The sequence below is a fragment of the Pedobacter psychrodurus genome (assembly GCF_032678585.1).
GTDB lineage: Bacteria > Bacteroidota > Bacteroidia > Sphingobacteriales > Sphingobacteriaceae > Pedobacter > Pedobacter psychrodurus_A.
Genome location: NZ_JAVTSN010000003.1, coordinates 57,332 through 80,786, shown reverse-complemented (window position 1 = coordinate 80,786; position 23,455 = coordinate 57,332). Strand labels below are relative to the sequence as shown.

General features: G+C 37.1%; 22 protein-coding genes. 16 read left to right on the top strand and 6 right to left on the bottom strand.

All coding sequences use genetic code 11. The features are described 5' to 3' along the window. The first annotated feature begins 3 nt into the window (after positions 1–3). On the top strand, positions 4–864 hold the full coding sequence (locus tag R2S57_RS02815; RefSeq protein ID WP_316843592.1) for a nucleoside phosphorylase: 861 nt from the start codon (positions 4–6) through the stop codon (positions 862–864). 100 nt (positions 865–964) lie between these two features. On the opposite strand, the gene R2S57_RS02810 is transcribed toward R2S57_RS02815, so the two are convergent. Continuing rightward, the gene (locus R2S57_RS02810) at positions 965–1,360 is read right to left on the bottom strand and encodes a DUF1398 domain-containing protein (protein ID WP_316843591.1); all 396 of its coding nucleotides are present in this window, start codon (positions 1,358–1,360) and stop codon (positions 965–967) included. Positions 1,361–1,363: 3 nt separating this feature from the next. Beyond that, positions 1,364–2,413, bottom strand: coding sequence for an aldose epimerase family protein (locus R2S57_RS02805; protein ID WP_316843590.1), 1,050 nt, complete (start codon positions 2,411–2,413; stop codon positions 1,364–1,366). Positions 2,414–2,489: 76 nt separating this feature from the next. Here R2S57_RS02805 and R2S57_RS02800 point away from each other — a divergent pair, with 76 nt between their 5' ends. From R2S57_RS02800 to R2S57_RS02785, 4 genes are all read left to right on the top strand, one after another. Then, entirely contained in the window at positions 2,490–3,641 is a 1,152-nt protein-coding gene (locus R2S57_RS02800) for a galactokinase (protein WP_316843589.1), read from the top strand. 95 nt (positions 3,642–3,736) lie between these two features. Beyond that, positions 3,737–4,267 (top strand): RNA methyltransferase, encoded by a 531-nt coding sequence (locus tag R2S57_RS02795; protein WP_316843588.1) that lies wholly within the window; start codon positions 3,737–3,739, stop codon positions 4,265–4,267. 236 nt (positions 4,268–4,503) lie between these two features. Next, the gene (locus R2S57_RS02790; protein WP_316843587.1) at positions 4,504–5,166 is read left to right on the top strand and encodes a YdeI/OmpD-associated family protein; all 663 of its coding nucleotides are present in this window, start codon (positions 4,504–4,506) and stop codon (positions 5,164–5,166) included. Between the two features lie 235 nt (positions 5,167–5,401). After that, positions 5,402–6,685, top strand: coding sequence for an OmpA family protein (locus R2S57_RS02785; RefSeq protein ID WP_316843586.1), 1,284 nt, complete (start codon positions 5,402–5,404; stop codon positions 6,683–6,685). Between the two features lie 144 nt (positions 6,686–6,829). On the opposite strand, the gene R2S57_RS02780 is transcribed toward R2S57_RS02785, so the two are convergent. After that, positions 6,830–8,128 carry a DEAD/DEAH box helicase gene (locus R2S57_RS02780; protein WP_316843585.1) on the bottom strand — a complete coding sequence of 433 codons (1,299 nt, stop codon included), beginning with the start codon at positions 8,126–8,128 and terminating at the stop codon, positions 6,830–6,832. A 345-nt stretch (positions 8,129–8,473) separates the two neighbouring features. On the opposite strand from R2S57_RS02780, the gene R2S57_RS02775 reads away from it, so the two are divergent. The 10 genes from R2S57_RS02775 (at position 8,474) to R2S57_RS02730 (ending at position 19,396) form a co-directional block, all read left to right on the top strand. Then, entirely contained in the window at positions 8,474–8,635 is a 162-nt protein-coding gene (locus tag R2S57_RS02775) for a hypothetical protein (RefSeq protein WP_316843584.1), read from the top strand. Positions 8,636–9,328: 693 nt separating this feature from the next. Continuing rightward, on the top strand, positions 9,329–10,351 hold the full coding sequence (locus R2S57_RS02770) for an LD-carboxypeptidase (RefSeq protein ID WP_316843583.1): 1,023 nt from the start codon (positions 9,329–9,331) through the stop codon (positions 10,349–10,351). A gap of 648 nt (positions 10,352–10,999) precedes the next feature. Then, a complete protein-coding gene (locus R2S57_RS02765; protein WP_316843582.1) occupies positions 11,000–12,295 on the top strand; it encodes a TolC family protein in 1,296 nt (431 codons plus the stop codon). 45 nt (positions 12,296–12,340) lie between these two features. Continuing rightward, positions 12,341–13,534: an efflux RND transporter periplasmic adaptor subunit gene (locus R2S57_RS02760; protein WP_316843581.1), complete on the top strand. Its 1,194-nt coding sequence runs from the start codon at positions 12,341–12,343 to the stop codon at positions 13,532–13,534. Continuing rightward, complete coding sequence (locus R2S57_RS02755; RefSeq protein WP_316843580.1) at positions 13,534–14,280, top strand: ABC transporter ATP-binding protein; 747 nt, start codon at positions 13,534–13,536, stop codon at positions 14,278–14,280. The genes R2S57_RS02760 and R2S57_RS02755 overlap by 1 nt, the downstream gene beginning before the upstream one ends. Positions 14,281–14,291: 11 nt before the next feature. After that, the gene (locus R2S57_RS02750; RefSeq protein ID WP_316843579.1) at positions 14,292–15,515 is read left to right on the top strand and encodes an ABC transporter permease; all 1,224 of its coding nucleotides are present in this window, start codon (positions 14,292–14,294) and stop codon (positions 15,513–15,515) included. 157 nt (positions 15,516–15,672) lie between these two features. Further along, positions 15,673–16,716 carry a sensor histidine kinase gene (locus R2S57_RS02745; RefSeq protein ID WP_316843578.1) on the top strand — a complete coding sequence of 348 codons (1,044 nt, stop codon included), beginning with the start codon at positions 15,673–15,675 and terminating at the stop codon, positions 16,714–16,716. Then, entirely contained in the window at positions 16,713–17,411 is a 699-nt protein-coding gene (locus tag R2S57_RS02740) for a LytTR family DNA-binding domain-containing protein (RefSeq protein ID WP_316843577.1), read from the top strand. The genes R2S57_RS02745 and R2S57_RS02740 overlap by 4 nt, the downstream gene beginning before the upstream one ends. Positions 17,412–17,451: 40 nt before the next feature. Next, positions 17,452–19,110 (top strand): MutS-related protein, encoded by a 1,659-nt coding sequence (locus R2S57_RS02735; RefSeq protein WP_316843576.1) that lies wholly within the window; start codon positions 17,452–17,454, stop codon positions 19,108–19,110. A 76-nt stretch (positions 19,111–19,186) separates the two neighbouring features. After that, positions 19,187–19,396 carry a DUF2683 family protein gene (locus R2S57_RS02730; protein ID WP_316843575.1) on the top strand — a complete coding sequence of 70 codons (210 nt, stop codon included), beginning with the start codon at positions 19,187–19,189 and terminating at the stop codon, positions 19,394–19,396. Between the two features lie 147 nt (positions 19,397–19,543). Here the strand turns inward: R2S57_RS02730 and R2S57_RS02725 are convergent, their stop codons facing one another. Both R2S57_RS02725 and R2S57_RS02720 read right to left on the bottom strand, forming a co-directional pair. Then, the gene (locus R2S57_RS02725) at positions 19,544–20,860 is read right to left on the bottom strand and encodes a nicotinamide mononucleotide adenylyltransferase (protein ID WP_316843574.1); all 1,317 of its coding nucleotides are present in this window, start codon (positions 20,858–20,860) and stop codon (positions 19,544–19,546) included. 160 nt (positions 20,861–21,020) lie between these two features. Next, positions 21,021–21,455 (bottom strand): Hsp20/alpha crystallin family protein, encoded by a 435-nt coding sequence (locus R2S57_RS02720; RefSeq protein ID WP_131530226.1) that lies wholly within the window; start codon positions 21,453–21,455, stop codon positions 21,021–21,023. A 77-nt stretch (positions 21,456–21,532) separates the two neighbouring features. Between R2S57_RS02720 and R2S57_RS02715 the strand changes: the two genes are divergently transcribed. Then, the gene (locus R2S57_RS02715) at positions 21,533–22,018 is read left to right on the top strand and encodes a thioesterase family protein (protein ID WP_316843573.1); all 486 of its coding nucleotides are present in this window, start codon (positions 21,533–21,535) and stop codon (positions 22,016–22,018) included. An 11-nt stretch (positions 22,019–22,029) separates the two neighbouring features. Here R2S57_RS02715 and R2S57_RS02710 read toward each other — a convergent pair whose 3' ends face one another. Further along, the gene (locus R2S57_RS02710) at positions 22,030–23,454 is read right to left on the bottom strand and encodes an FAD-binding oxidoreductase (protein WP_316843572.1); all 1,425 of its coding nucleotides are present in this window, start codon (positions 23,452–23,454) and stop codon (positions 22,030–22,032) included. Position 23,455: the final 1 nt, after the last annotated feature.

Here is a 23,455-nt window from a genome sequence, read left to right as displayed (position 1 = left end):
AATATGAAAATATCCGAGAGCGACTTAATCATCAATCCTGATGGCAGCATTTACCACTTAAATCTTTTGCCAGGAGATGTTGCCGATACGGTGATTACCGTGGGCGATCCCGACCGTGTTGGTGAAGTGAGTAAGTACTTCGATACGATCGAATTTAAGAAAGGTAAACGCGAATTTATTACCCATACCGGTTTTGTTGGTGAAAAGCGCGTCACGGTACTCTCAACAGGGATTGGCACGGATAATATCGATATTGTTTTTAATGAGCTGGATGCGTTGGTGAACATCGATTTCGAAACCCGTGAAATTAAAAAATCGCTTACTTCATTAAATATTATCCGTGTAGGTACATCTGGTGCCGTTCAGCCAGATATTCCCATGGGAACCATCCTGGCATCGTCGCATGGCTTAGGCATGGATGCTTTAATGAATTATTATCTTCAGCAGTTATCTGGTGATGAGCAACTTTTAATGAACGCTGTTAAAGTCCACTTTGGCCACCTTAAAAATATTAATCCTTATTTAACGGCGGCAAGCGACACTTTATTAAATACCATTGGTAAAGATATGGCGAAAGGCATCACCATTACTGCACCCGGTTTTTATGCACCACAGGGTAGAATTGTGCGGGCAAAAAATGCAGTTCCCGATTTTATCGGCCTAATCAATAATTTTAAGAGCAACCAACACCGCATTACCAATCTGGAAATGGAAACCGCAGGTATTTATGCTTTGGCCAAAGTTTTAGGTCACAATGCCATTTCGATAAATGCAATTTTAGCCAGTCGCGTGAAATTTGAATTTAGCAAAGAACCAAACAAAATTGTAGAACAAGCCATAAAAATGGTGCTGGAAAGGATTTAGAGGAAAAAAATATTAAATATCAGCTGGTAACATCTGACATCACAGAATGATATAGCATAAAAAAGGCCCGAGATTCGGGCCTTTAAATTTATATTCTTTACTATATCGTTGGTATTGATTCTTTTACCAATTCGTTCCCTTCGGCATCTAAATAGGTACAGGTCATTTCGTCCAGATCGGTAACCCATTTCTCTACTCCAGCATCGGCTGCCTGTTTGCAAAACGTAAAATAATCTGTTTCACCTTTCTGATGTATTTCCAAGGCATGGGTTAACTTACCAGCAGATGGATCATCATTTATAATCAACGTTGGGTAGCCATCAGGACTTACCTGCTGAGCATTGTCTTCATCATCAAAATAAATTGACAAGCCGTTGGATACGTAAACATCGTTCCGCTTAACACCCATTTCCTTAATTTCTTTTATAAACTGAGGGAAATCTGCACCAGTTCTAATTTTTGATTCTGCTGCGTGGATGTCTTCGATTGTGAACATGATTTATTTGTTTAGTGAAACTTTATAAATTGTGGTTTGTGTATACAGATCGTCAGGGTTTAAAATGGTACTTGGAAACTCAGGTATATTAACTGCATTTGGATGATGCTGGGTTTCTATACAAAAAGCACCATAACTTTCATAATCTTTTCCGCCTTTTCCGTTTTTAACACCCAAATATTTTGCGGTGTACAGGTGGGCTACCGGTTCTGTAGTGTATACACTTAACACTAAACCGCTATCCTCTTCAATTGTTTTACTGGCCAAGGATAAATCACCATAAATTTTATCCAGAACAAATGTTTGGTCGTATCCTTCATCTTCATTCCAATCCGTTCCAATTGCTTTAGATTTTGTAAAATCCCAGGGTGTTCCTTCAACGGGAATCAATTTGCCCGTTACCGAATAATTATCATCCTGCTCCAAATAATTAGCGGCAAAAATCTGTTGCTTGTGATTTTTGATGTTTCCACCATTTGCTGCGAGATTAAAATAGCTATGGTGTGTTAAGTTAATGGCTGTCGCTTTATCGGTTTCAGCTTCATAACTTAAAATCAGCTCATCATTTTCAGTGAGTTCGAAAGTTAAGTCAACAATCAGGTTCCCGGGGAAATGCTCTTCGCCATCTACACTTTCGTATTGCAGGGTAACAAACGATTGTGCCCCTTCTCCTATTTCAACAATATCCCAAACTTTTCTATCAAAGCCCACTACTCCACCGTGAAGGGTATCGGTACCTGCGTTCTGTGCCAGTTGATAGCTTTCTTCGCCGATGGTAAACCTGCCGTTTTTTATACGATTTGCATACCGGCCAACAATGGCACCAAAATATGGGTAATTTTTTAAATAAGCCGGATCAAGATATTCGTCGAAAGTATCGAAACCCAGAACGATATCCTGCATTTCGCCATTGGCATTTTTAACTACAAATTTGTTGATAATGGTACCGTAATTGAATATTTTGACATAAGTGCCTTTACTATTGGTGAGTTCGATTGCGATAACTTCTTCGCCATCAATAATTTTTCCTGTAGGTATTTGCTGAACGCTCATAAATTGTAACTTAGGGCTTTTGTTTCCTAAACAAACATACTATTATTAATGCTTTTTATAAATATATTTTAGCCAAATGAATATCAACCTAGCGGAAAAATTTGCAGCACAATACCATAAAAATGCCGATGCGGTTTATTTTACTCCTGGGCGCGTTAACCTGATTGGCGAACACATCGATTATAACGGTGGTTTGGTGATGCCCTGTGCCATTACACTGGGAACATGGCTTGCCATCGCGCCAAACAAAGATCACAAGTTTAGGTTTAAGAGCCTAAATTTCGACATTCAAACAGAAGTTGAAAGTAATGCCCTAAATCAAAAAGATGGTGGTCTGTGGAGCAATTATCCCATAGGTGTAATCAACGAATTTATCAAGGATGGAAAAGAAATTGGCGGACTGGATTTTCTGTTCTATGGAAACATTCCAATCGGATCTGGACTTTCTTCTTCGGCTTCTATAGAAATCGCAACAGCTTATGCCCTGAACACCTATTTCAATCTTGGTTACGATAAACTGGAGCTTGTTAAAATCGCTAAACGCGTTGAAAATGATTTTATCGGCTTAAATTCAGGTATAATGGATCAGTTTGCTGTTGCTTTTGGTGAAAAAGACAAGGCAATTGTTTTGGATTGTGAAACCTTAAAATACAAGATGGTTGATGTTAATCTTGGCAAATATGTTCTGGCAATCATTAATACCAATAAGCCCCGCGAACTGGCCGATTCTAAATACAACGAGCGTGTAGCGGAATGCCAGGAAGCGCTAAACCTATTAAACGAAGAAATCACACTTCATTATCTTTGCGAATTAACGGCTGAGAAATTCGCGCTGCATAGCCATTTAATCACCGACGAAATAATTTTAAATCGTGCTATGCATGTAGTCAAGGAGAACGATCGCGTTCATTTGGCAGCAAAAGCGCTAAATAGCGGAAATCTGGAAGAATTCGGGAGGTTAATGTATGCTTCGCACGAATCTTTAAGAACATTATACGAAGTGAGCGGAAAAGAATTGGATGCGGTGGTTGATTTTTGTGCGGGCTACGAACATGTTATTGGTGCACGTATGACAGGAGCCGGATTTGGCGGTTGTGCTATCGCTTTATTAGAAAAAGGTTTCGAAGAAGATTTTGCAAAGCAACTAACAGAGGATTATATAGATAAAATTGGTTACCCCGCCGCGATTTACATCAGCGAGATTGGTAGCGGGCCAATTAGATTATAAAAATATTAACCACCGACGAATATCGATAAACACAGTTCCGAAATTACATCCAATCGGTGTAATCCCTCCATCTGTGTAATCCTTTTATAAAAATAATGAGAAAATTAAAATTAGACGAGTTAAACCGTCCGGATATAGAAGAGTTTAAAGCACAGGAAAAATTACCTGTAGTGGTAGTTTTGGATAATGTGCGCAGCATGCACAATGTAGGTTCTATTTTCCGCACTGCAGATGGTTTTGCTTTAGAGAAAGTGATACTTTGCGGCATTACCGCACAACCACCACACCGTGAAATCGAAAAAACTGCACTTGGGGCTACACAATCAGTGGATTGGATCCATTATGCAGATACCTTACAGGCCGTTGATGCTTTAAGGGCTTTGGGCTATGAGATTGTGGCCATTGAACAGGCCGAAAACAGTACAATGTTAAATACTTTCCAGCCTGATCCTAATAAAAAATACGCGTTAATCTTTGGTAACGAGGTGGATGGTGTAAGCGACGAGGTGATGGCAAAAATTGATGAGTGTATCGAAATCCCACAATTTGGAACGAAACATTCGTTTAATATAGTGATCTCCGCAGGAATTGTTTTTTGGGATTTCTTCGCTAAATTGAGATTGTAATCATTTTTTTTACCATAAAGATCACAGAGAAAAAGCACAAAGAACACGGAGACATGAGATTCGGCAAATGAGAAAAAAAATATTTCCGTGTTTTTTTGTGAATCATCGCCTGAATAGCTGGGCAGGCGGGGCTAATTTTTAACCGCACACAAAGTTAGATTGGAAGTTGATTAAAATAATAAATTGATCAATATTCCGTGTTTCAGTGATTCCGTGGCTAATTTTTTTTTTAAATGATGGAAAATTTATTCTTAAAAAAGCTTCAGGTAAAGTCAGGTGCTGTGATTAATATAATTGATGCGCCAGAGCAAGCTGCTGTTATATTTGGCGATATACCTCCTGACGTAACATTAAAATATAATCAGGGAGCCGGTTTTAATGTATTAATTGCCTTTACAACCACTAAAGATCAGTTGGATAAACAAATCCAGCGAAATCTTAAATGGATAAATGCAAAAACCATCATTTGGATATTTTATCCTAAGAAATCATCAAAAATTAAATCCGACCTGGATCTGATGAAAAGTTGGGAAGAGCTGGATACTTTCGGTTTAACGCCTTGCGCATCTGCGGCGGTAAACGAAACCTGGACGGCTTTACGCTTAAAACTCATCACTGAAGTTAAGCCATCGGGATTGCGGAACGACCATATCAAAAACAACGAATTTGGCGAATATATTGATCCGGTAAACAAAACGGTTAAACTGCCCAACGATTTAAAGATTGTTTTAGAAAATTCTCCTCAAGCATTAACCTATTTCAACCAACTCGCTTATTCCCATAGGAAAGAATATGTGCTTTGGATTTTAACGGCTAAACAAGAAAAAACCCGTTCGAGTAGAATCGAAAAGTCGTTGGAAATGCTCTTAAATGGAAAGAAAAATCCATCTGAAAAATAAAAATTTAAGTTTCATTTAAAATTCAGATAGCATATCTGTATAGAATAATATACAAAATACAAGGCATTCCCTCCTGTTAAGTAACATTTTTGTGAAATTATTTTACCTAGCTAATCTTCTGATAATATGCTATTTGTGTGTAAAATATTTCTTTTGGCAAGATTTTTTCTTAGTCGAAGCAAAACAGTACGATATAAAAACTGTTAAGAGACTAATAATTACAAAATAGAAGAACATGAATACGAGAATTACAAAATCAACAATGTTGGTTGCTTTACTAGGTTTATCATCACAATTATTTGCACAGGAAACGCCAACCACAACGAGTACAACAACAGGTACCAGATTCGGAGAAAAATCTTTCCGTACCTGGAGTGTAGGTGTACATGGAGGAATACTTTCTCCAAACACGATCTTCGGATCAGGAAGTGTTAGAGCAAGAGAGTTTAAAAGTATCGGTTACGGTGCAAACGTTAGAAAACAAATTTTACCATCTTTAGGTCTGCAGGCAGATTTCTTAAGAGGCAATATTAAGTCTACCAACGGTACTACCGATTTTCAACAGAGCATTGAATGGTCTGGAGCTTTAACCGCAGTTTTTAATGTTGCAAACATCAACATCAACAACGAAAATGCAGTGTTAATTCCTTATTTAAAAGGTGGTGCTGGTTACATGTCGTCTGATTACAGCACAACTGGTGCAATTGTAAGCGAAAGTAAAGGTAGAGAAGGTTGGTTTATCCCAGTTGGAGCCGGTGTTAAATTAGGTGTTGCAAAAGGTATCAACATTGATTTAGGTTATGATGTTAATTTTATCAAATCTCCTGAATCTTTACCTAAAAGCAGATTTGCTTACGCTCACGCAGGTTTAGAGTTTGCATTGGGAAGTGCGGATAAACCTCAGTTACAAAACTACAGTGCATTGGCTAACCTACGTAAACAAAGCGCTGAAGAGAGTGCTGAGTTAAGAAGTGCATTATCTACAGCTGAGCAAAATGCACAACGCGACAGAGATCAATATGCTAAAGATCTGGGCGACGATGATAATGATGGTGTAGCAAACAAATTCGACAAATGTCCAGGTACTGCATCAGGTACAGTTGTTGATGGTTCTGGATGTCCTTTAGCTGCTCCAAAAACAATCATTAAAGAAACAAGAGTAATTACTGAAGAAGACCGTAAAGTAGTTAAAGATGCGATTTCTAACTTAGAATTCGATTTAGGTAAATCAACTATCCGTTCTAAATCTTATGCTACTTTAAACCGTGTTGCTGGTTTATTGGTAGAGAAAAACTTTAGCTTAAAATTAGCTGGTCACACTGATAATACTGGTGGCAGAGAGTTAAACTTACGTTTATCTAAAGACAGAGCTGAATCAGTAAAAGCTTATTTAGTATCTCAAGGTGCTAATGCATCGAGAATTGAAGCTACAGGTTACGGACCTGACCAACCAATTGCAACCAACAAAACTGCAGCTGGCCGTCAACAAAACCGTCGTGTAGAGTTTACTTTATACTAGTCGTAAATAACGATTAATAAAAAAGCTCCTCAGATTAATTTCTGAGGAGCTTTTTTATTTTTTAACGTCATGCTGAACTTGTTTCAGCATCTTTTTTTTTGCAAAATAGACCCTGAAATAAATTCAGGGTGACGCCCTACTCATTTAAGACAAGCCCTTCTTATTTTTATAAGTCATTTTGGCTTTTGTGCCCGCACTATAGTTGTAATTTTTCAGGTTACTCGCTTTCTTGTCGTGAAAGGCTGCACCACGGTCGGTATCTTCTTCCTCTTCCCCACTTTTCTTTTTCTTTGGTTTAGCGGCAGCATCAACTACTTTTAGATCTTCTGGTAATTCCATTACTGCTAACTTTTGACCTATTGCCTGTTCAATCTTTTTCACCTCGATCAATTCGATATCGGTTGAAAAAGTAATCGCCACAACATCTTCATCGCCATGTTTAACAATCCGTTGAATTAAGGTTTCCTTTTGCTCAGGCAATTCCAAATGCAGGATAAAAGGGATTCCCTGAATGTCAAGCTCTTCCAGATTCTCGTTGGCTACAATTAAAACTCTGGCCTCAGGATTATCTTTAAAATCTTCGATATCATCATAGCCCTTATCATCAAAGAATAAAGAACGGTAAATACTGATCTCGTTTTCTTTGGTATGGTTAAAGTTTTTATAAACCGTTTGTGCAGTTAAGCGTGTATTGACAAAAACTACCACTTTATCAAAAACCTCGGTATCATTCAATAACAAGGTTAACAGATTAAGCTTGGTCCTGAAATTTGGTACCTGATAAAGCATCTGCTGATAAACCTCTGCCTGCTTTTCGCCGATCTCGTCTACCTCAATTGTTGTGGTAGAATCTTTCATGAACGGAGAAATCATATGGTTTAATTTTTCGTGCATCACTTCGGTAAATACCACATGCTGAGATTTATAGGCACTGTTGGCCAATTCTACAACGGGTAATTGTAAGCCCTTTTTAACAATAAGCTCTGCATTATCTACAATAAACAATTGAATTTTATTGGTATTGAGTGCCAGTTTCAAATATAAAGCACGTGCACGATCAGGCACCGCAACAATAATATCTACACCATCTGTTATTTCGTTCATCTGAGTATCAACAGCTCCACGGCTGTCAATTCCTAAAATCCTAAAGGTATTGTTGCGGTTCAATAATTTAAACTGCTCCAATACATGGTCTACATGTTCTGCATCAGGTACTAAAATTAAAGCTCTTGGCGCTTCCTCAAAGGCATACTTCAACTTCATTAAAGTAGCTAAAACATAAGTTGTTGTTTTTCCCGACCCCTCTGGTCCCACCGCTATAACATCTTGTCCACCTAAAATGCGCGACATTGTTCTGATCTGGATCTCTTTTGGTGTTAAAAATCCGGCATCAGTCATGGCTGCTACAAGCGGTTTGCTAAGTTTTAATTTATCTAAAGACACAATTACTATTTTAATGTTTAAGCTGCAAATATCCTTAAAATAATTAGCTTTTCTGAAATTGAATTTAAAGGCTTAAAAATAAAGGTGGGAATTTCCTGGACTAGCTGCGTCCCTGCTATTTTTCTTATTAAGAAAAACGGCTTGTGTTGATCAGATTTATTTGATTCAGAATTTTATTTCAAGTAAATATAAAGGTGAAATGAAAATTATTTAATTGAAAATGAATCAGTTGAAAGATAATTTAAAACAAACACTACTAAATCTATAGATATTATATACTTATTTCTATATTTGCTCATCATTAATCAATAACAAAAATATGTTAAGCAGTTAAACAAAAAAATCATGTCAATCTATTTTCAATACCCAGCTATAGATGAATACCCGAATCTCCTATATCCCCTAAAAAAGGAAAAAGATGAACAGCAGGTTTCGGCGGATGAAGATAGCTTAAATAAAGAACAGATTTTAGAATTAAGCGATTATTTAGCATTAAGGCAGTTATAAAACATTGGCCAGTTGACCGATTGGAAGGTTGGAGTTTCATAAACTCTTTACAATGGTTCGAATCCATTACTAGGCCGCGAAGTGTATCTCATAGCACTTTACCCTGATTCTGCTCAATCAGGCAAGATTTGGTTATCTTATATTTGTTTTGTTGTTAGCAAAGGCTATCCGCGATGGGTAGCCTTTACCTTTTAACCTAAATGCTTTAATCCTGAGCACAGTGAAGAATCTCGATTAATTGTCCTGCTTTTTCAATATTAGAAGCGCAGTTACAGTGCTCATAGTTTGGGTTGTTCCTGCTGTACACTTCAATCTTTTTGGAAATGTTTTCTCAAATACAATATCATGGGGCCAAAAAGTATTTCCGTTTCCATCAGGGCTATTTAGCAGATACAGTGATTTAAAAAATATTTTATGAGCAATCAAATCATTAATATGTTGGAAAAATTTACTTATAATTTAAGGATCCTTCACTGCATCTGATAGTTATCGGATCAGAATGACACAAATTTTTTTCAAAATCTCAAAACATTTTATTTCATTCGGGGTTATTTATATAATTCACATTATACTAATCTTTTACAGATTAATTTGTTTGGTTTAAAAAAGGGATTTATGGATATAAATCCCTTTTCTTTTATGCGAAAATTTTAAATCCTATATTAGCCAGATCAACATTACATCACATTTTAGATGAACAGAAAACACTTCCTTTCTTCATTTATCGCAGCCGCAACTGCGTTTCCTGTATTTAAAACTTTAGCCAATACTGTAGAAAGTGAAAATTCATCATTTAAAATACCGCCTTATTTAAAACCTGGTGATACCATCGGGATTACGAGTCCTGCGGGATACATTACACCAGAACAGATCCAGCCTTCTGTTTTACAGATGCAAAGTTGGGGTTTTACAATTAAAGTGGGTAATTCCATCGGCAAACGCGATTTTACCTATGGTGGTACGGATAATGAAAGATTGGTAGATTTTCAGCAAATGCTTGATGATCCAACAATTAAAGCCATTATGTGCGCCCGGGGAGGTTACGGTTTTGTAAGGATAATCGATAAACTCGATTTTTCATCTTTCAAAAGAAACCCAAAATGGATTATTGGTTTTAGCGACATCACCGTTCTGCATTGCCATTTAGCCAAAAATTATGGTATTGCTTCCATCCACTCCAAAATGTGCAATAGTTTTCCTGACGATTGGAGTAAAGCCGAACCGATACAGATTGAAACAATTTTATCCATAAAAAATGCATTGATTGGTGAACAGATGGGGTACACCGCCCCTATCAACATCAATAACCGCATGGGCAAAATTGATGGTGTTTTAGTAGGCGGAAACCTAAGTATTATTGAAACTTTGGCAGGCAGCGATTCTGATTTGAATACTAAAGACAAAATACTTTTTATAGAAGATACCGGTGAATACCTGTATAGCATTGATAGAATGTTATGGAACCTGAAGCGCAGTAGTAAATTAAAAAGCTTAAAAGGATTGATTATTGGTGGTTTTAAAGTTAAACCGGATGATGCTGGTGAAGAATTTGGCAAAACCGTGTATGATATCGTTTTAGAAAAAATAAAGGAATACAATTATCCTGTTGTCTTCGACTTCCCTGTGGGGCACCAACGAAATAACTTCGCCTTGAAATGTGGTGTAAATCATACTTTAATCGTGAATGAAAGTGGCTCAACATTACGAACGGTTTAACTGATACCATTTAAGATAGTTAAGACCATGTAAGCTTATATGGTCAAGTTAAATTGCAACTAAGAAACTTAGGTGATCTTAGGTGTCTAAGGTGGTTCAATTAACACCACCAATGTTTTTACACCACCTAAGTCACTTGAGAACAGCTTAGCTATTGCCTATATATGCGCATCAATCGAGCTTATTTCACTTATATGCCTTACGTGGTTCAAAAACGTGGTAAATGTATTTTCCATTTTTAAGTGTAAATGAAAGCGGCTAGATATTACAAATGGTTTAATTTATTACCATCTAATACATTAAGACCATGTAAGCTTATATGGTCAAGTTAAATTGCAACTAAGAAACTTAGGTGATCTTAGATGGCTAAGGTGGTTCAAATAACATTACCAATGTTCTCACCACCTAAGTCACCTGAGAACAGCTTAGCTATTGCCTATGTAAGAAAATAATTGAGCTTATATGCCTTATGTGGTTCAAAAAACAGACAAATATGCCGTGTATATTAAATCTCAAATTTTGAGTGGTCTCAAAGTTTCAGCTTTTCGTCGCAGCATTTTAGGTGTTCGTCTCAATTGATAAAATACAGCTTGAATCGGATATATTTTTGTGTTCAATAGTTCTAAAGAGACACAAAATTTATTCGCCATGCGCAGATACATCAAATATATTTTCATATTCATTTTGCTTGTAGCGGCTTATGCAACTAAAGCACAAGAAATCCCAAAAGTATGGGATTTAAAAACGGCCATTGAATATGCCAAGGAAAAAAATATCAGCATTAATACTTTAAAATTGGATGCCCAAACGGCCGAACAGAACTTAATTGCATCAAAATCGGCTGTGCTTCCCAATTTAACCGGAAATGTATCGCAGGCAATTACCAATTACAAATCTGGATTACAGAATACCAGTGGTTTTGGTTTAAGCTCAGATATTACCTTATATAATGGGAGTTATTTAAAAAATGATATAAAAGCCAAAGAACTAAACCTGCAAACCGCAAATTTATCTGTTGAAGCGGCTAAAAATGATATTACCATTTCTATTACCCAGGCTTATCTGAATATTTTGCTCGCCAGAGAAAATATCACCTATTTAAAAGACTTGTTAACTACCAGCGAAGCACAGGTTAAACAATCAGCACAACAATTTAAGTTCGGAACCATTGCAAAAAAGGATCTTTTACAGTTGCAGGCTACATACGCTAATGATAAATACACTTTAGTTACCGCTCAAAATACATTGCAACAGAATATCTTAACATTAAAACAGTTATTGCAAATTCCAACAGCAACTGCTTTCGAAGTAAGTACAACAGATACCGTATCGGTAGCACCGGCATTGGATAATTTAGCTTCCGCACAGGACAAAGCATTACGGACTCGCCCGGAAGTTAAAAGCGGTGAAATAAACATTCAGCTGCAAACAACAGAATTGGCAAAAGCAAAATCGACCTTACGCCCAACCTTAAGCTTGGGCGGATCACTGAACACAGGTTATAGCAATAATAGTGTAGGCGGTTATGGTTACCAGTTGAATAATAGTTTTTATCAGAATTTGGGTTTAACCCTATCAATCCCAATTTTCGACAGAAGGGTAACAAAAACCAATGTTGCCAAGGCCAATATTAGCATTGAACAGGCTCGATTATCTCTTTTAGATACCAAAACTACACTGACCCAAAATGTAGAACGTGCGTATATCAATGTACAAAATGCAAACAGTCAATATACTGCTGCACAACAACAGTTTACCTACACAAGCGAAGCTTTAAGGATTTCGAATGCGGCATTAAAAGAAGGTACAAACAATATCGTCGAAAACCTGCAACAGAAAAATTTATATGTGCAGGCCTTACAGTCCTTTGTACAAGCAAAATATACTGCAAACCTATACACCAGAATCTATAATTTTTACACAGGAGTTCCTATAACTAACTAAAATACATGATGATGGCTGCCGCCTAGTCAACTTAATATTTGAATCATGAAAAAGAAAACAATATTCATTATCCTCGGTATCGCGATAGCTTTGTTTGCTGTTTGGTACTTCGCTTTACGCAAAAAAGAACAGGTGGTGGTTCTGGAAACGGAGAAACCCAAAACAGGTTATATTTCCGAAAATGTTACCGCCACAGGTAAAGTTCAACCGGTTGATACAGTGGCGGTAGGTACACAGGTATCGGGAACGATTAAAACCCTTTACGCCGATTTCAACTCTAAAGTTAAAAAGGGACAATTATTGGCCGAATTGGATAAAACCTTATTCGAGGCGACTGTAAATCAGTACCAGGCCAATCTGGTAAGTGCGCAAAGCGCATTGGTTTACCAGCAGGGTAATTTTAGCCGCCAAAATAACTTATATAAAGTTGGTGCGGTGAGCAAAGCCGATTACGACAATGCCTTATATACTTACAACGCCTCAAAAGCATCCGTTAATAGCATTAAAGCACAGCTGGCTTCAGCGCAAAAGAATTTATCGCTGGCCAGTATATATTCGCCAATTGATGGTACGGTGCTTTCGAGAAGCGTGAGTGAAGGAACAACAGTTGCAGCAAGTTTCAGTACACCAACCATTTTCAGTATTGCAAAAGATTTAACGAAAATGCAGGTAGAAGCATCTGTGGATGAGGCTGATGTAGGTAATATTTCTAAAGGCGAAAGGGCAACTTTTACCGTAGATGCCTTTTTGAACGATACCTTTAAAGGAACCATTCAGGAAATCAGGCTAAGCCCTTCCATTTCATCGAACGTGGTCACCTATAAAACCATTATCAATACTTCGAACGATGCGAATAAGCTAAAACCAGGGATGACCGCAAACATTACCATTTTCACAAAAGAAGTGAATAATGCACTACTCATTCCAACAAAGGCGATAAAATATAACCCAGATTCAACTTTGGCAGGTAAATATCAAATGACCTGGGTAAATCCTGAAAAGAAACCAGCAGCAGCAGATGAAGCTTATGTGTGGGTACAAAAAAGTGCAAAAGAACTGGTACAAAAGAAAATTTCAACAGGTATAAACGACAATACACATGTTGAAGTATTATCAGGATTAGCAGCAACAGATATAGTGATTACAGGCGCGCAAAGCATGGGTAAAAGTCAGGCAGCAAGTCAGGGCCAATCTAGTCCTTTCATGCCAAAACGCCCAGGCGGTAACAGAAGGAAATAATGGAACAGAAGATATTAGATATACACGACTTAAAACGTGAGTTTGTAATGGGCGATCAAACTGTTCGGGCATTAAAAGGTATTACTTTTGATATTAAAGCAGGCGAGTTTGTAACCATTATGGGAAGTAGCGGTTCTGGTAAAACAACTCTACTCAATATTCTAGGTTGTTTAGACAAACCTACTGATGGAAGTTATCATCTGGATGGTGTTGATGTTAAAAGTTTAAACCGGGATGAGCTTGCTGGTTTGAGGAATACCAAAATTGGTTTTGTTTTTCAGGCTTATAACCTTTTACCAAGAACATCTGCATTAGAAAATGTAGAACTTCCACTGTTTTATAACAAAATGATATCGGCAGATGAACGAAGAGAAAGGGCTATTAAATCGCTTGAATCGGTAAAACTTGCTGAACGTTTTGATCATACACCTAGTCAGTTATCTGGCGGACAGCAGCAACGCGTGGCCATTGCTAGGGCATTGGTTAATCATCCTGTTATGATTTTGGCGGATGAAGCTACAGGAAATTTAGATACCCGCACGTCATACGAAATTATGGCTTTAATGCAGGAGCTGAATGCTGAAGGCAAAACCATCGTTTTTGTTACCCACGAGCCTGATATTGCGGCTTTTAGTACCAGAACCATTATGCTAAGGGACGGTAAAATCCAAAAAAATAGTATTAACACCAATCAACGTTCGGCAAAAGAGGCTTTGGCCAGTTTGCCCGAATCGGATGATTATTAATCAAGGAAATCATGGCCATAACAAATTTATTAAGGATTGCCTTTCTAGCATTGCAGCGAAATAAACTTCGTGCATTCTTAACCATGTTGGGCATTATCATCGGTGTAGCAGCAGTAATTGCAATGATGGCGATTGGCGAAGGCTCTAAACAAAGTATCCGCTCTTCACTTTCTGGTATGGGTTCGAATATGATTACCATTATGCCACAAAGCAACGAACCTGGCGGTGTACGTTTACAGGGAAGCAGCATCCAGACTTTGAAACTGGAAGATATCACCGCGATTCAAAAACTACAGTCGAAAAATATAAATGGTTTATCGCCTGTTGTTTCTACCAGCGGACAAGCCATTAAAGGTGGCTATAACTGGCCAACTACCATTACCGGAGTAAGCCCTGATTATTTAAATATCCGTCAACTGAAACTTAAAGATGGTATTCTGTTTTCCGAAAATGATGTTAAAAGTTTTGCTAAAGTTTGTCTTTTGGGTAAAACAGTGATTGATAACCTGTTTCCCGATGGAAGTAACCCTATTGGCCAGATTATACGTTTTAAAAACATTCCTTTTCAGGTCATTGGCGTGTTAGAATCAAAAGGGCAAAGTAATTTCGGACAAGATCAGGACGATATTATCCTCGCCCCTTTCACAACCGTACAAAAAAGAATTACCGCAACCAACTACCTGCAAAGTATTTATGCATCTGCAACAACAGAAGCCTCAAGTGCTGCGGCTACAACCGAAATTTCGGATGCCATAAGACAAAGCCACCGATTAACAGCTGCAGAAACTGATGATTTTCAGGTGCGTACACAAGCTGAACTAATCAGTACCATTAGCGCCACAAGTGGTATGTTAACCGTCCTTTTAACAGCAATAGCAGGTATTTCACTGTTCATTGGGGGGATTGGGATTATGAATATTATGTACGTTTCGGTTACCGAACGTACCCGGGAAATAGGTCTTCGAATGTCTATTGGCGCCCGTGGACAAGATGTTTTAATGCAATTTTTAATAGAGGCAATTTTAATCAGTATCACTGGCGGTATAATTGGCGTAATATTGGGGGTAAGCTCGGCTTATCTCATCTCCTATTTCTTAAACTGGCCAATTTTAATCGCAGAATCTTCAATCGTTATTTCCTTTGTTGTATGTGCCATTACAGGTGTTTTCTTTGGCTATTATCCAGCAAAGAAAGCATCCAATTTAGATCCGATAGATGCATTAAGATACGAGTAGCACCAGGCATCGGGGCTTTTAATTTGAGAGGTTAATGTCCCGATGCGCTACTCTTTAAAAATATCATCAAAATGTTGAAATAAATTCAGCATGACGAAACACCTTAAAAAACATAATAAATAATAACTTAGCGATGCGAAGCGCAAAAGAAAAAATAATGACGATTAATTTCTCAAAAAAGTGGATAAAATTAAGCCTGCATATTTTGGTTTGGGTTGTTTTAATCACTTTGCCCTATATTATTAATGTGAATAGAAGTCGTCCTCCTCACCCATTAAGCAGCTACGAAGAAACCCAGTTCTTAAGGTTAAATTTTATCAGTTACTTTTATTGGATTGCCATTTTTTATTTAAACAGTAAGGTTTTAATCCCCTCTTTCTTTTACAGGAAAAAATATTTATGGTATGGGCTATCATTCGTTGCCTGTTTACTTCTGGCCATTACTGTTCATTCGATCTTGTTCCATATTTTATTACCCGATTTTAATTTTAACCTGGGCAGAACACTTTGGTTTAATACCCCAACCTTTCTATTAACCATCGCGGCAAGCACGGCCTTTACCATGATTTCGGACCGGATTAGTGAAGAAAAACGATCTTTGCAGCGCGAACAGGAAAACATGAAAACGGAGCTTTCATTTCTTCGATCGCAGATCAGTCCTCATTTTATTTTTAATGTACTGAACAATATTGTGGCCTTGGTGCGGCTAAAAAGCAATGAACTGGAGCCAACCGTGATGAAATTATCTGGTTTAATGCAATATATGTTGTACGAAACAGATGAAGAAAAAGTATCCATTAAAACCGAAACCGAGTATTTGCAGGCCTACATTGATTTGCAAAAGCAGCGCTTCGGAAAAAAGGTAGAAATTGAAACCAACATGCATATCGAAAGCGAATTTGATGAAATAGAACCCATGTTATTAATTCCATTTATCGAAAATGCCTTTAAACATGGTGTTGGGATGATCGAAAACCCCAAAATATTTGTCGATCTAAAAACAGAAGATGAGCAGCTGACTTTCATCGTCAGAAACAAGTTTAGCACAGACGAAAATGAAGTGAAAGATGCTGCCTCGGGTATTGGCTTAAGCAATGTAAGCAGACGTTTAAATTTACTTTATGGCAAAAACCATCAATTGGAAATAGAAAAAAAAGATGCATGGTTCAATGTTCACCTCACCATAAAATTAACGTTATGATCAAGTGTTTAGCCATTGATGATGAGCCATTAGCCCTACAGTTATTGGCCGACAACATTAGCCGCATTCCGTTTTTAGAATTGGTAGACAGTTGCGATGACGCATTTGCAGCCAATAAAATCATGCAGGAACAATCGATAGATCTGATTTTTATCGATATCCAGATGCCTGGAATCACCGGACTACAGTTTATCCAAAGTTTGGTTAAAAAGCCAATGGTAATTATCGTTACAGCATACAAACAATATGCTTTAGAGGGTTTTGCGCTCGATGTGGTAGATTATTTAATGAAACCTGTATCGCTTGATCGTTTCATGAAAGCTTGTAACAAAGCTAAAGACCTGTATGAGCTTAAACAGTCTGCTTCGCAATCCCATCTGCCTAAGCAAGATTATATGTTTGTGAATATAGGTTATAGCTTAATGAAGATCAGCTTCAACGAGATTACTTACCTGGAGGGGCTAAAAGATTACATCCAGATCCATACCTCTACCAGTCCGAAAGCAGCTGTGGTTCGCTCAAGCATGAAAAACATGGAAGAAGAACTGCCAGGGTATTTTGAAAGAATCCACAAATCCTTTATCGTAAATATCCATAAAATAACCGCTATACGAAAGAATGTATTATTTATAGCGGACAAGGAACTGCCTGTTAGTGACAGTTATAAACAGGTAGTTGAAAAATTATTAAAATAAAAATATTTATCCTGTATATTGTGTGCGCTTAGTACATTACATGACCTACCTATTATTCGGAATTGCAGCTTTATTGTTCCTTATGCTATTTGCTTTTTTTGACAAAAGAAAAAAGAAGAAACAGATTTTAAAAGATCTTAAAGATATTTGGGGAAAAGAAAAAACAGAGGTTATCAATTTCGATAAAGCAAGCTGGTATTCAACATATGTGAAAGACCAGGCATTCCATGTACTTTCTCATCAAACCATGGCCGACATCGATTTCGACCAGTTATTTGCAAAAGTTGATCGTACAAGCAGCAAAATCGGACAACAATTTCTTTATAACAAATTGGCTAAGCCAAGCAATAACCGTGAAGCATTAAAGCATTTAAGTGATCAGGCTCGCTTCTTTTCAGAGAACCCATCCATTAGGGAAAAAACTCAGACAGAACTGATAAAACTCAATAGTACCGATAGTTATGCTGTGGTGTTATTGTTAAATGATCAATTGGTAGAAAAACCTACATGGTTTAAATGGCTTTCAGTTGATCTAATAGTTTTAGCAACATTACTAATCCTATCCATTAAAATTTCCATCTTTTTAATATTAGCTCTTTTCCTGATCGTTTTTAATGCTACGTATTTGAATTATTGGAATAAAAAGCACCTGCTCGTTTTTACCAAATCACTCTCGCAGCTTAACATTTTAATTGAGGTTTCGAGAAAACTGGTAAAGGAAAAACTTCCTTTTGAGACTGAAAAAATAAATAATGCCATTCCGGTTTTCAAGAAATTCCAGAGAAGAATAGGTATTCTTTATCAGGATTTTAGCCAGAATAATCAAGGCGATTTAAGCCAGATCCCACTTTATCTCTTCGAGATCATTAAAGCCGTTTTTCTGATCGAAATTTTTACCTTTTTCAAATTGATCAAACTGATTGAAAATTCCCAGGAAGACATTTTAAATCTATATCAATACATTGGCAGTATCGATATGGCTATATCTGTAGCATCGTTAAAGGAAAGCGAAAATACCTGCGAACCACAATTTAGCCAGACTTACAAAGGAGTCGAATTTAAAGGCATTAAACATCCGTTAATCGAGAACTGCATCGACAATACATTGAAGCTTGATGGAAAAAGTATGTTGATTACGGGGTCAAATATGTCGGGAAAATCAACTTTCTTACGTATCATAGCCATCAATTCGGTGCTCGCGCAAACGATTTATACCTGTTTTGCGGAAGAGTATAAAGCACCATTCTTCAGATTACATACCTCCATAAGAATCGATGATAATCTGTTTCAAGGGAAAAGCTATTTTTTAGAAGAAGTAGATGTAATGTCTTATTTAATTAATGCGGTTGAAAGCGAAGATCAAAATCTTTTTGTTTTGGATGAAGTATTTAAGGGTACAAATACCATCGAAAGGATTGCAGCGGCAAAAGCCATATTGTCGCACTTAAACTGCAAAGAGAATTTAACTTTCGTGGCCACCCATGATATTGAACTATCTAATATGTTAGCGGAAGAGTATGAACTTTATCATTTTACCGAAACCATTACCAATGATGAACTTATCTTTGACCATAAGTTAAAAGAAGGCCCGCTTAAAACCAAAAATGCCATTAGAATTTTAGAAATGTCCAATTATCCAAAGGAAATTATTGCCGAAGCGCTGCGGATCAGTAAGGATTTGAATTCATCCAAGCAATGAATAATTTGCATCTCTAATTATAAGCATCTGATTGCTATTGAATAATTTCGTATTTTTTGATTGTAAAATAATTGTTATGACTATAATCGCACATCCTAAAAACAAAAAGCAAGAGGCTGCAATCGAAGCTGTTTTAAAAGCTTTAAATGTTTCTTTTAAAAAAGAAGAGGAAAGCCCATATAATTCCGAATTCGGTTCTAATATAAAAGAAAGAATAACTAACGCTAAAAATGGCAATGTGGTTAGCATTAAAGATCCTAAAAACATATGGGAAAGTATTTTATAGCGTCTTTAATTTTATAAGCTCGTCATGCTAAATTTATTTCAGGCTAAATAGACCCTGAAATAAATTCAGGGTGACGACCGCTCATATTATCAGTCAAAAACATATTGCATATCAATGCAAGTTATGAATCATAATTGAGATATAACCCTAAACCGTCTTCACCTCATCCTCATTGTAATCCTTAATATCGGTGATATAACCATTGATTAAAAGAAAATCAAATAATGGCTTTGCTTCAGGCGTAACCGGCATATTTGCTGTGGTTATGACCTGATTGGTCTTTTTATCCAGGAATGGATACGCAAATAACCTCACATTGGTATTGAACATATCGTTTACATAACTCAATAACTGACCTGAGTAGTTTTCGCCTGTGAAGTTTTTTGAATTGAATACAAATTTTAAATTGTTGATGTTTGTGGCCAAACCAACGCTTTTAGGTTTACATCTGGCCAGATATTTTGCAAGACGGTTATGGCGGGTAAAGTTCGAAACGATCACAATATTTCCAGTATCGCACATTTCCTGGGCACGTTTAGCTACTGATTCTAGATCAATATCATCTGGAGTTTCTTGTGCATCGGTTAAAACATTGGTTAACAAAACCTCTATCATTACCGCCAGGTTCCCCTCCTCTACCTTGTTTGTACGTTTAAACTGATCGGTAGCTTTATTAAATAAATTAAAGTTTGGCAACGATTTCTGTCCGTATTTGGTACGCAAAATCATGATATCCTTTTTATATAAAAGATCTTTAGCCTGACGTGGGTGTGCATCTGCATCGAAAATCGCCGCTGCGGAGAAATCCTTCATAATCATATATAGATTAAGTAAGATATTATCCACTTCAGGGAAAGCTGGGCCTTTAACTGAAATCAAATCGATTTCAACTGATCCGATGGTTAGGTTATCGGCCAGCGATTCTACCATGATTTTTGGATCCTGATAATGGTAAAAAGCTGCGTAAAGCAAGTTTACCCCAATAATGCCCAGTACACGCTGTTGCATGTTTACATCGGTGTCCAGCAAACGAACATGGAAAAATATTTCATTTGGCATACCTCCAGGCTCATTCTGGAAACGGATGCCCACCCAACCGTGAGGTTCGTTGGTGCGTTTATAATTGAGGGTAGTTACGGTATCTGCAAATGCAAAAAAGGTGCGGCTTTCGTATTTCTCGCCTGATAAACGTTCGTTAAGTAGGCCAAATTCGTGATCGAGCATTTGTAAAAGCCTGTTCTGACTCACATAACGGCCATTGGCTTCTGCTCCGTAAATGGCGTCGCTAAAAGTCATATCATAGGCCGACATGGTCTTTGCAACTGTTCCAGATGCTGCACCTGCATTAAAAAAGTTCCTGGAAACTTCTTGTCCCGCGCCAATTTCGGCAAATGTGCCGTAAATTCTCGGGTCAAGGTTTATTTTAAGTGCTTTACGTTTCGTATCCAGAATTTCTCTTTCCATGGCGCAAAAGTACAAAAAATGAGATTAAGGTGATTTTAAGAATGTAACTTAAAATCAATCTAAATACTTAAAACAAAATAAGGTTAATGCTATCCAGCATTAACCTTATAAAACCTAAACTTAAACTATTATGAAAAACCCTCTTTCGAGAATATTTTTATTACGATACCACAATTTCTTTGTGTTGCAATTTAGCATCGTCTTTTTTGCTGATATTGATGGATAGAATACCGTCTTTATACTCGGCAGTAATGTTATCACCATCAGCGCTATCTGGTAAATTAAATGATCTTGCGAATGAGCTGTAATCAAATTCTTTACGTGTAAAATCTTTTGCTACCTGGGTTTCGTCTTTTTTAACTTCTGCCCAAACAGAAAGGTTGTCTTTTTTTAAATTGATCTGAAAATCTTCTTTCTTTAAACCTGGAGCTGCTAACTCGATTACGTATGCAGTTTCATTTTCGTAAATGTTCACATTTGGTGATTTATCAACCATTTTGTTTTTAGTTACTGCGTCGCTAAACAATGAATCAAAAACATTGTTAAAGTAAGGAGCTGTGTTACGGGTTCTGTTGTTAAAATTTACTAGTGTCATATCGCTTATTATTTATTTTTTCTAATTTTTAAATTGATAATACACCATATTCAACTTACATACCAAAGCAAATATTTATGATTTTTAAGACATTTTGGCAAAATAAATCCATTTCAAAAGACAAATTGGCAGAAATAAAGGGTTTTTCAGACAAATTCAACTATAAAACCAATATCCATTTGCGCTTTATTGATTTCGATCTGATGGGGCACGTAAACAATTCTATTTATTTTACCTATCTGGAGATTGCCAGAACCAAGTACTGGGAAGAAATCATCAAGTGGGATTGGAAGAAAACCGGAATTGTAATTGCCCATGCAGAGCTGGATTATATTTTACCAATTGTGATGAACGATAAAATCGCCATCCATGTAAAAACATCTCGTATTGGCAATACAAGTTTCGATCTGGATTATCAGATCGTTAAACTAACAGGAAATGAAGAAGTGATCTGCGGCAAAGGCAAAACAGTATGTATCGCTGTGGATTATAGCACAGGCAAACCAACTGCAATACCAGATAAAGAAAAACAAAAGATGTTAGGTTTTGAGCAACTTGGATAAGAAGTCAAGTTTTAAAAACTTGACTTCTTTAGCTCTTCCGGCATAATTTTACCTGGATTTAATATCCCCTTGGGGTCGAAAACATTTTTAATGCCCCGCATTAAATTTAGGTGGATTTCGGAATATTTAATTGGCATAAACTCCTTTTGAACTAAACCGATTCCATGTTCGCCAGATAATGTTCCACCTAAAGCTGTGGTTAATTCAAATATTTCGGCAATGCCGAACTTGAGTTTATTTTTCCAATCCTCATCGCTCATTCCGGCCTTTATAATATTTACATGTAAATTTCCATCGCCTGCATGGCCATAACATACGCTCTCAAAACCATATTTGGTGCCAATTTCTTTTATTCCATTGATTAACTTTGGTAAAGCTGCGCGTGGAACAACCGTATCTTCTTCTTTATAAACGGAGTTAGCTTTAACTGATTCGGCCATTGTTCTCCGCATCCGCCATAATTCTTCCTTTTGAGCCGCCGTATCTGCAAAGAGTACATCTGTGCATTTGTGTTCTTCTAAAACGATATTGGTTTTCTCGCAGTTTTTAAAAATATCATCTAAATCATCTCCATCAAATTCAATCATTAGTAAAGCAGCAACATCGTCCTTCAAATCAAATTTAATATCATCGAATTTGATGACCCACTCCACTCCTTTCCGCTCCATAAACTCTAAAGCAGATGGGGTAACTCCTGCCCTGAAAATGGCTGAAACTGCCGCACAAGCATCTTCGTTGGTATTAAAAGAACCCATCATTAAAACAGATTGAGTAGGTTTAGGCAATAATTTGGTTACAATTTTAGTTACCACGCCCAAAGTACCTTCCGAACCGATCATTAATTGTGTTAAATTATAACCAGATGCATATTTCAACGTATTGGCACCCGTCCATATGATATCGCCATTGGGTAAAACTACCTCGAGATTTAAGATATATTCGCGAATGGTGCCATATTTTACTACTCTTGGTCCGCCAGAACCATGGGCCACATTGCCTCCGATAAAACAAGAGCCCTTGCTACTTGGATCTACAGGGTATAAAAGCCCTTTTTCGGCTACTGCATTGATAAATTCTTCTGTTATTACGCCCGGCTCAACCGTTGCCTGTAGATTTTCAGTATCAATATCAAGGATAGCTTTAAATTTTTCCATCGATAAAGAAACACCGCCATAAATAGGTAAAGCTGCACCACTTAAGCCCGTTCCGCCTCCACGAGGCGTAACAGGGATATGATGTGCATTACAGATTCTAAGTAAAGCTGAAACTTCTTCAGGCGTTGTTGGTTTTACCACCAGCTCTGGTTGATAGCGCAGATCTTCCGTTTCATCATGACTATAATTTTCTAAACTATCTGCATCAGTAAAAACTCGATCTGCTCCTATGGCTGCTTTGATTTCTGCTAAAATCTCAGGATTTATTTTGGTGAAATTCATT

Excerpts from the sequence above, each read along its gene's own strand:
- R2S57_RS02815 (WP_316843592.1), top strand. The coding sequence starts at position 4 with ATGAAAATATCCGAGAGCGACTTAATCATCAATCCTGATGGCAGCATT.
- R2S57_RS02810 (WP_316843591.1), bottom strand. The coding sequence starts at position 1,360 with ATGTTCACAATCGAAGACATCCACGCAGCAGAATCAAAAATTAGAACT.
- R2S57_RS02805 (WP_316843590.1), bottom strand. The coding sequence starts at position 2,413 with ATGAGCGTTCAGCAAATACCTACAGGAAAAATTATTGATGGCGAAGAA.
- R2S57_RS02800 (WP_316843589.1), top strand. The coding sequence starts at position 2,490 with ATGAATATCAACCTAGCGGAAAAATTTGCAGCACAATACCATAAAAAT.
- R2S57_RS02795 (WP_316843588.1), top strand. The coding sequence starts at position 3,737 with ATGAGAAAATTAAAATTAGACGAGTTAAACCGTCCGGATATAGAAGAG.
- R2S57_RS02790 (WP_316843587.1), top strand. The coding sequence starts at position 4,504 with ATGGAAAATTTATTCTTAAAAAAGCTTCAGGTAAAGTCAGGTGCTGTG.
- R2S57_RS02785 (WP_316843586.1), top strand. The coding sequence starts at position 5,402 with ATGAATACGAGAATTACAAAATCAACAATGTTGGTTGCTTTACTAGGT.
- R2S57_RS02775 (WP_316843584.1), top strand. The coding sequence starts at position 8,474 with ATGTCAATCTATTTTCAATACCCAGCTATAGATGAATACCCGAATCTC.
- R2S57_RS02770 (WP_316843583.1), top strand. The coding sequence starts at position 9,329 with ATGAACAGAAAACACTTCCTTTCTTCATTTATCGCAGCCGCAACTGCG.
- R2S57_RS02765 (WP_316843582.1), top strand. The coding sequence starts at position 11,000 with ATGCGCAGATACATCAAATATATTTTCATATTCATTTTGCTTGTAGCG.
- R2S57_RS02760 (WP_316843581.1), top strand. The coding sequence starts at position 12,341 with ATGAAAAAGAAAACAATATTCATTATCCTCGGTATCGCGATAGCTTTG.
- R2S57_RS02755 (WP_316843580.1), top strand. The coding sequence starts at position 13,534 with ATGGAACAGAAGATATTAGATATACACGACTTAAAACGTGAGTTTGTA.
- R2S57_RS02750 (WP_316843579.1), top strand. The coding sequence starts at position 14,292 with ATGGCCATAACAAATTTATTAAGGATTGCCTTTCTAGCATTGCAGCGA.
- R2S57_RS02745 (WP_316843578.1), top strand. The coding sequence starts at position 15,673 with ATGACGATTAATTTCTCAAAAAAGTGGATAAAATTAAGCCTGCATATT.
- R2S57_RS02740 (WP_316843577.1), top strand. The coding sequence starts at position 16,713 with ATGATCAAGTGTTTAGCCATTGATGATGAGCCATTAGCCCTACAGTTA.
- R2S57_RS02735 (WP_316843576.1), top strand. The coding sequence starts at position 17,452 with ATGACCTACCTATTATTCGGAATTGCAGCTTTATTGTTCCTTATGCTA.
- R2S57_RS02730 (WP_316843575.1), top strand. The coding sequence starts at position 19,187 with ATGACTATAATCGCACATCCTAAAAACAAAAAGCAAGAGGCTGCAATC.
- R2S57_RS02725 (WP_316843574.1), bottom strand. The coding sequence starts at position 20,860 with ATGGAAAGAGAAATTCTGGATACGAAACGTAAAGCACTTAAAATAAAC.
- R2S57_RS02720 (WP_131530226.1), bottom strand. The coding sequence starts at position 21,455 with ATGACACTAGTAAATTTTAACAACAGAACCCGTAACACAGCTCCTTAC.
- R2S57_RS02715 (WP_316843573.1), top strand. The coding sequence starts at position 21,533 with ATGATTTTTAAGACATTTTGGCAAAATAAATCCATTTCAAAAGACAAA.
- R2S57_RS02710 (WP_316843572.1), bottom strand. The coding sequence starts at position 23,454 with ATGAATTTCACCAAAATAAATCCTGAGATTTTAGCAGAAATCAAAGCA.